This is a genomic window from Streptomyces sp. NPDC005485, assembly GCF_040606085.1.
GTDB lineage: Bacteria > Actinomycetota > Actinomycetes > Streptomycetales > Streptomycetaceae > Streptomyces.
This window is the reverse complement of sequence record NZ_JBEXDZ010000036.1, coordinates 57,419-64,899: the sequence shown is the minus strand read 5'-3', so window position 1 is coordinate 64,899 and position 7,481 is coordinate 57,419. Positions and strand designations below refer to the sequence as shown.

Annotated in this window: 5 protein-coding genes and 1 pseudogene; 4 read left to right on the top strand and 2 right to left on the bottom strand. The window is 64.4% G+C overall.

Annotated features, from left to right (window positions below; all coding sequences use genetic code 11):
* Positions 1-193: 193 nt before the first annotated feature.
* Positions 194-1,531, bottom strand: a complete 1,338-nt coding sequence (locus ABZS97_RS15310) for a right-handed parallel beta-helix repeat-containing protein (RefSeq protein ID WP_356137711.1) — start codon at positions 1,529-1,531, stop codon at positions 194-196.
* Positions 1,532-1,687: 156 nt separating this feature from the next.
* Positions 1,688-2,500, bottom strand: a complete 813-nt coding sequence (locus ABZS97_RS15305; protein ID WP_356137709.1) for an SGNH/GDSL hydrolase family protein — start codon at positions 2,498-2,500, stop codon at positions 1,688-1,690.
* 1,288 nt (positions 2,501-3,788) lie between these two features.
* Here ABZS97_RS15305 and ABZS97_RS15300 point away from each other — a divergent pair.
* The 4 genes and pseudogenes from ABZS97_RS15300 (at position 3,789) to ABZS97_RS15285 (ending at position 7,411) form a co-directional block, all read left to right on the top strand.
* The gene (locus tag ABZS97_RS15300; RefSeq protein ID WP_356137707.1) at positions 3,789-5,330 is read left to right on the top strand and encodes a family 43 glycosylhydrolase; all 1,542 of its coding nucleotides are present in this window, start codon (positions 3,789-3,791) and stop codon (positions 5,328-5,330) included.
* Between the two features lie 113 nt (positions 5,331-5,443).
* Positions 5,444-6,006, top strand: a pseudogene (locus tag ABZS97_RS15295) (transposase family protein); the annotation flags it as partial.
* 512 nt (positions 6,007-6,518) lie between these two features.
* Entirely contained in the window at positions 6,519-6,830 is a 312-nt protein-coding gene (locus tag ABZS97_RS15290) for a hypothetical protein (protein WP_356137704.1), read from the top strand.
* A gap of 146 nt (positions 6,831-6,976) precedes the next feature.
* Positions 6,977-7,411 (top strand): hypothetical protein, encoded by a 435-nt coding sequence (locus ABZS97_RS15285; protein WP_356137702.1) that lies wholly within the window; start codon positions 6,977-6,979, stop codon positions 7,409-7,411.
* The last annotated feature ends 70 nt before the right edge of the window (positions 7,412-7,481 follow it).

The window sequence follows — 7,481 nt, the reverse complement described above, 5'->3', positions numbered from 1 at the left end:
GTGGGGTGGGTTGCGTTGTTGCCGGGGGGGGCACCCCCGCGCCCCCCCCCCCCCCCGCCGTCGCGCTGCCTCGACCGGCCAGCACGAGCAGCCCAGCCCTGGCCCACGCCAACCCCACGACCGGCAACTGCAGGTTGAACAACTCCTATTGAAGAAGTCCGTCATCTCGTGGTCGCGGGGTGGGCGGCTTCCGTCAGTGTTCGAAGGCGCCGAGGTCCGGGGCCGAGCCGTTGTAGGGCAGACCGACATTGAGGCCCTTGTCGATCAGTGTGCTGTTCGCGGCGAGGCGCAGGTGGGGAAGCAGGGGCAGGCTGCCGTCGGCTTGGCGGGGCGCGTCCCAGCCGGACGTCGACACGCTCTGGAACTGGGAGTTGGTCAGATTGACGTTCAGATTCCAGGAATTGTACGAGGCGTTGGTCCCGTTCATGTTCGACAGCAGCGTGCCGGTGTAGGCGATGTTGTTGCGCAGGTTGCCGAGGCCTATAGCGGCGCCGCTCGGGGAGATTCCGAGCATGTTGAAGTCCGGGTGATTTCCGTAGCTCGTGTTGTTGAAGAAGTCGTCCGCTACGGTGTGGTGATTGGCGTAGAAGCCTGAAGACCGGTTGTTGAACGCCACGGAGGAGCGGACGGTGTGTTTGACACCGTTCGACACGTACTTTCCGCCGTAGCCGCCGGCCTTGAAGCCGTTGCCGTTGCCGATCGCGGTGGTGGTCCCCGGCAGATATCCGTTGAGCCACGCCCAGGAGTTCTCGATCGTGACGGACGAGAAGGCGTTGATGAGGTCGAAGCCGTCGTCGGAATTCCACCAGGCTCGATCGCCTCGGAAGACGTTTCCGGGGTGGTTGGCCGAGATGTGGGCGCCGAAACCGTCGGCGCTCTCGCCGGCTCCGTTGGAGGTGAGCGGGTCGTAGTTGTGGTGGGAGTCCGAGTTGAGGACGAGGTTGCCGCCGCCGTCCTGGATGAACAGGCCCGGACCCATGTTGTGGTGGAGGTCCAACTGCTCGAAGGTGTTGTTGCTTCCAGAGATCCAGATTCCCCAGGACTCGTGGTTAAGGTTGTTGTTCTGCGGTACGCCGGTGACTGTGAGTCCCTTGAGGCGGATCCAGTTTCCGGTGACGTCGAACCCCTTGATCCGGCAGTCGTCGTTCATCTGCGAGAAGTCGAAGACCGGCTTCTCTCCGGGATAGGCGACGTAGCTGATGAGGTTGCCGGAACTGCCGCTCTTGTTCAGGGTGACTGCGTCGACTCGGTCGGTCTGGCTACTGCAACTTGCGTTCGCACGGGTATAGGCGTACGTGCCGCCGCGGAAGTAGACGGTGTCGCCGGCCTGCGCGACGGACTGGGCGTGGGCGAACGTCTTCCAGGGAGTTGATTGGCTTCCTGCGGCACTGTCGTTGCCGGTGGGGGAGACGTAATAGACCTTTCCTGCTGCGGCGTTACCTACCGGTGCCGACCCAGCGAGCACGGAGGCGACAATCGCCATGACCGCGGAGACCGGGAGGGCGAGCTTCCTCAGCTTGGAACGTTTCATTCTCTTCTCCACATCGCTCGGAAAGCAGGTGATTGAGTTCGGGTTCAGCGTCGCGCGGTGAACAGTCGGCCGGGCCAGGGACTGTGTACCGGGTTCGGCGGCCGAGGCCCCCGGACCCTGACGAGGGGGACGGAGGGATTTCGTGCCGCCGGGGGATTACCTTAGGTACAGGGCAAGCGGAAGGTTCTTGTGGCGTACGTCGTCGGCGACGAGGCGGGCGATCCGCTGCGCGCCGTAGGCTTCGAAGTGGGTGTGGTCATTGCAGAAGAAGTCACCCAACGGGCCTGATCCGTAGTCACCGTTGTTCGGACAGAAGCGCAGGCTGTTGTAGAGCGAGACGCTGAGTGCATCGAGGTCGACGACCGGTGCCCCGGTGGCGGATCCAGCCGCGAAGGTCTGGGGGACGAAAGCCCGGTTCTTGGTGGCCGTGCTGCCGGAACAAGTGATGGCGGCGACCGAAGTGAGTAGAACCGGGTGCGCTCCTCGATCCAGGGCGGCCTGCGCCATCATGGTCATCAACTGCTGGTACCGGGGCCTGCCTACGTGCCGCGGACAGGCGGAGTTGGTGTCGTTGATGCCGAACTGGATAAAGAGGTAGTCGCCGGGTTTCATGCCGGTGGTCGAGTTCAGCATCGCCTGCCAGCGCGATGAGTAGGCGTTGGACCGGAGCAGGCACTCGCCGTCGGAGCCCTTGGTGTTGGTCACATTCGACTCGTACAGCCAGGTCTGGATGCTGCGGCCGCTCACGGCTTGGTTCTTGACTGTGACGTCGCTGTTGAACAGGGCGTCGAACTGGCTGCCCCAGCCGACGGGGCAACGGCTGCTGGGGTCGGCCATGGTGGAGTCACCGGCCAGCCACACGGTGACAGGCTGAGCCGCCGCCCGTGCGGCTGGGGCCGCGGCGAGGGATGTACCGGAACAGTGCCCCGCGGCACTTCCGGCCTCAGAGACACCGCTGACGCCGAACACCGACAAGGCGATCACCGCAGCGGTCGTGAGAAGGATCCGAAGCGTCTTCAAGGGTTCTCCGCTTCTCCGGGGGCAGGCACGGATGCCGTCTGTGAAGTGTGAAGGCTGGGCGATTGGCAGTGGGTCGTGGGTGTGAACAGCGCTTGGCCGGTGGGGTCTTGGGCGGGGTGCGGCCGCACAGGTCTCTTCATGGCGAAGCGACGGCGCACGCGCCGCACACCCTGGCCGATCCGTCCCGCCGACCGAACTGGGCGCCGCTGAGAGCCCATTCACCACACCCAATTCCTGTGATCGTTCACAGATCGGATCTAACGCAGGTCAGAGTCCGGTGGATTCAGTGAGTGGAAGATGCATCACGCAGCTTCCTGATCGGGCGGGTACCTGTCAACAGGCGCTCGTGAATTGCGAGTTCTGGACCCACGGGGCGACACGGGTGGAGGGCGGGGGCAAGGAGCCTCACCATCCACGCCGGGCGAAGAGGACCAGTTCAGACGCGCTTCGGGTGACAGGGGGGCGCCGAGGGTGCAGTTCTGTGGGTGCCAAGAGTCGTCGTATTCGAACATGACCAAACAGACAGTCGGACAAAATTCTTGACGACGCGTCGGGGCTTCCCTACTCTCACCCGTCGTGGGACCGCTCCCACGCCTCCACGAGTGAACGATCACCCTGTCGTTCGAGTGTTACGTCCACTCACCCCCACATCGGAGGTCATCGTGCCTGACTCACGCATGTGTCCATGCACTTGTGCCGCGCCTGGCGGTGGGCCGCGACGGCGGGGCAGGTGGAGATCTTCTTCCTCACCAGCTCTGTCCGCGCACCGGTCGCCAGCCTGACGCACCCTGGCGTCCAGGCCCAAGGAGTGCCGCCAGCTGAACGGGGGCCACATGTCTGGCCGTTGACAGTCCGCACTCGCCGGTTCCTTTGACGGTGTTGGCGCGCCGACTGTGCGCCGATCCGTTCCCTGCTCGACAGCTCTGGCAGATCGCCGTCGGCGCGGCAGTCGGCAGCCGGTAATCGGAGATGGGTGCACGGAGCCATCAGCGGCCCCTACGGCAATGCAGACACGGACCGGCACTGAACGCTGCGCTGCCCCTGAGGGTCGCGGCGAGCTCGTCGGCCATCGACACCGGCATCAACGGGACCGACAACGGCGGTGCCGACTACGCCAAAGTCACGGTCTACACCCGTCTGCCGGATATCGGGGCCTTCGAGTATTAGGCGGGTGTCCCCCGCCATCTCTGAAAGTCGACCGAACAGCCTGGAGAGCAAGTGAAGAGGAGTATGTGAAATGCCGCGGAGAATCCCCCGATGGACGATCGTTGCGCTGCTGTTCCAGGTCGTGGCTGCCTTGGCGTTCTTCGGTAACTCGGCTGGTTCGAGCGCCGCAACCCCGCTACCTCAAAGGAACGTGAGTGCTGCCGCTCCGGTGCTCCAGAACGATGTCTTCTGGAAGGACACCTCCGGGAACCCGATCTATTCCCAGGGCGGAGGTGTGCTGAAGGTCGGTGATACGTACTACTGGTACGGCGTGAAGTACGACGGAGCTGTCAGCTACTACAACAACCCGGCTGGCGGAAAGAACAGCAACACGTCCTTCAACGCGATCACCTCCTACTCCTCCACGGACTTGGTGCACTGGAAATTCGAGGGGAACGTCATGACCTCCTCGGACGTGGGCGGTAGCTCATGGCTCGGCAGGGTGGGCGTGGCACACAATCCGACCACCGGCAAATACGTGCTGGTTGCCCAGCTCAACAGCGGGCTCATGTTCGCCACAAGCAGCACTCCGGCAGGCCGCTTCAGCCTCGCGGGCACCCAGTCGAGCATCGGGAATGTCGTCAACAACATGTCCGGTGACCAATCGGTCTTCACCGATGACGACGGGCGGGCCTATCTGATCTTCAGCAACAGGAGCGGCAGGTCGAATCTGTACGTTGCGCCGCTGCGCTTCTCGGACTACCTGCACGTCGACACCGCCACGAGGATCTACAGCAGCTCATCGGGCGGACGCGAAGGCAACATCATGTTCAAGCATGCCGGAACCTACTATTTCTGTTCCTCCGATCTGCACGGCTGGAACGCCTCCCATACGTACTGCATCAAGTCGACGAAGATCAACAGTGGGTATTCGTCGGAGTCCGTCATGCAGAGCACGGATGCTGACTTCTCGCATGTGACACAGACCGGCCTGGCGTTCGAAGTGACCGGTTCATCGGGATCGTTCGTCATGTTCGGAGGTGACCGCTGGAGTGACTTCGCGGGCAACGGAATCGGCTACAACCAGTGGGTGCCGGTCACCTTCAACGGCACGACGCCCGTCTTCCATTCGCTCAACCAGTGGAGCGTCGATGCCGCGGCGGGCACGTGGGCGGTCGGCAGTGGCAACAACCACGTCCTGAACCCGAGCGTCGAGGCCGACCGGGTCGCCCAGAAGACGCTGGCCGGATGGACGAACTCGTCCAACGTCAGCAGTGACCCGAACAGCAATCACCTGGGCGGACACACCGGACGCTGGGCGATATCGCAGTCCTACACCTCCGCCTACAAGGCAAGCATGTACCAGAACATCGCGGTGCCGAACGGGACGTATTCGTTGTCGGCCTGGGTCAAGAGCAGTGGCGGGCAGAAGTCGGCGGACATCTTCGCCAAGAACTTCGGCGCGGGCGAAATGGACCGTGCGATCAACGAGTCGACAGCCAACTGGACGAAGGTCGTCATCTCCGGAATCAACGTGACCACTGGGTCGATCCAGGTCGGCGTGGCCTCCGACGCGAATCCACAGAACTGGGTGAACGTCGATGACTTCGAGCTGGTGCAGACCGGTCAATGAGCTTCTTCGAGCGGGCCACCGATCGGGTGACGGTCCGTGAAGCGCAACGAGCGAGGCCCCCGGGCAGTTGATCGAGATGTCTGACGTCTCAACCACGCTGCTCAGGGGCCTCGTTGGTCATCTGTCCGGCCGCACTCGACCTGTCACATGCGCTCGTGGGGTGGGTCACCATGCTCATCGTCGCCCGTGAGGGTGACCGCCGCTGCAAGCTCCGTCCGTCCCAGCGCGCGACAGTGGCACGGGTGTACCTGCGCGAGCACACCACCGGGGCGAAGGTCGCTGCCGTGTTCGGGATCAGCGAGCCCACCGCCCACGCCTACACCAGCGCGGTCATCGACCTCCTCGCCGACCGTGCACCGGGCCTGCTGAAGGTTCTACGCGAGCAGGATCCGGACTTCGTCCTCCTGGACGGCACGCTCGCCGAGTGCGACCGGGTCGGCGACGGACGAGCCGACTACTCCCACAAGCACCGCCGGCACGGAGTGAACGTACAGGTAGTCACCGATCCGGACGGTCGGCTGCTGTGGCTCTCGCCCGCGCTGCCTGGCCGCTCCCACGACCTGACCGCCGCCCGCCCCCACCGGATCATCCGCATCTGCGAGTGCCAGAGCGTCCCCATCCTGGCCGATCTCGCCAAAAGGGCGGTGGCCCGTGGCTGAACACGTCAATCACTAAAGCCATACTCACCCTGGAGCGGCAACGCTGAGTAGGTGTTTTTCAACCTCGATGCCGCAGGTCAGAGGCGGCGTGTTGCCAGTGGTGCAGAAGCCGCGGTTCCGCGTCGGCGTTTCTCCGCGTTGGCCCGAGTGCCATCAGCTACCAGCACAGGCCCCCGACGTGGGCTCCAGCAAGAGCCCATGACCGTCACAACGGAGAGGGCTGACGTCAGCGTCGGGTGACAGGCCGGCAAGCTCATCGACACGCGCCAGCGAGCCAGCTCCGGGCAGGCGCGCCGCTTGTAGCAGGAGGGCGTCCAACACGTCCACCTTTTCGAGGAATTCCGAAACGTTGGACTGCGGCATTCTGCGATCACATACTGACTCGGTCTCTACTGGTTCCTGCCTGCACCCTGGCCACCCGCACACGCCGTACCCGGACACGACCGGTGACGGCCCGGGTAGATGTTGAAAACACCTACTCAGGCGCGCAGGCGCTGGGCCACCACCTCACGACAACGGAGGGTGCCCTATGGCATCACGCAAAGTTCTCTTCACCTCTCTGGTGGCAGCGGCCGCCCTCGCCTGTGCGGCAGGACCCGCGGTCGCGGCCCCTGCCCAGGACGCATCCGTGATGGGGAACGTCCCGTGGTGCGTCTCGACGGACATCTACAACGAGGCTTCCGGGCAGGTCGCGTGGGTGTGGAACGCATGCGGCAACACGCAACGGGCACGGGTCGTTATCGGCTGGGGACCGGACAGCGACTGCTTCACCATTCCCCCGGGCTCGGGGGCGGCCTACCACTTCACCTTCGGCAACTACGGCAAGACGGAAACGTGCTGAACGATATGGCACAGCCGTGAGGGGCTCGCAGACGCATAGCGGGCCTCGCGGCAGTTGGCGCGATGGCCCTCAGTGCTGTCGCAGTTCAGGGATCCGCACCAGCTTCGGCTGACACCGGATCATCGGACACGGTCAACACCCGGATCGTGAAGAGCGAGACCTTCACCGCCCGGGCAGGGGCAGCCGGCAGCGCCAAGGCGGCTGAGGAGTTCTTCTGCCAGATCAACTGGGCAGTGTCCTGGACCGCTGGCGATCCGACCGACGTGACGCACAGCACCACCGCGTGGTGCGACCCGGCGAAGGCGCCTCGGATCGGTGGTGAGGTGGACTCGCTCCTGATCGACGAGGACGACAACCTCCTCAGCATGGGCACCGCCACGATGAACCCGGTGGACCCCACGCCGACCGTCGCCACGGCCACCGGATCGGTGGCCCGACCGCAGACGCTGCACGTCCGAAGCGAGCTGTCTCTGACGATTCTGGATCCCGGCGAGGTCTGGAAGGTAGCCCCCGAGGGCTGTACCGGGATCAGTAGCATTTATCTGCAGTGCAGCCTGGACTGGGCGGACTTCTCCGTCTGACGGGACGTCTGCTGTGGCGGGGCGGCCCCAACACGGGCCCCCCCCGCGGGTTGGGGGGCCGGGGGGTTTT

Excerpts from the sequence above, each read along its gene's own strand:
- ABZS97_RS15310 (WP_356137711.1), bottom strand. The coding sequence starts at position 1,531 with ATGAAACGTTCCAAGCTGAGGAAGCTCGCCCTCCCGGTCTCCGCGGTC.
- ABZS97_RS15300 (WP_356137707.1), top strand. The coding sequence starts at position 3,789 with ATGCCGCGGAGAATCCCCCGATGGACGATCGTTGCGCTGCTGTTCCAG.
- ABZS97_RS15290 (WP_356137704.1), top strand. The coding sequence starts at position 6,519 with ATGGCATCACGCAAAGTTCTCTTCACCTCTCTGGTGGCAGCGGCCGCC.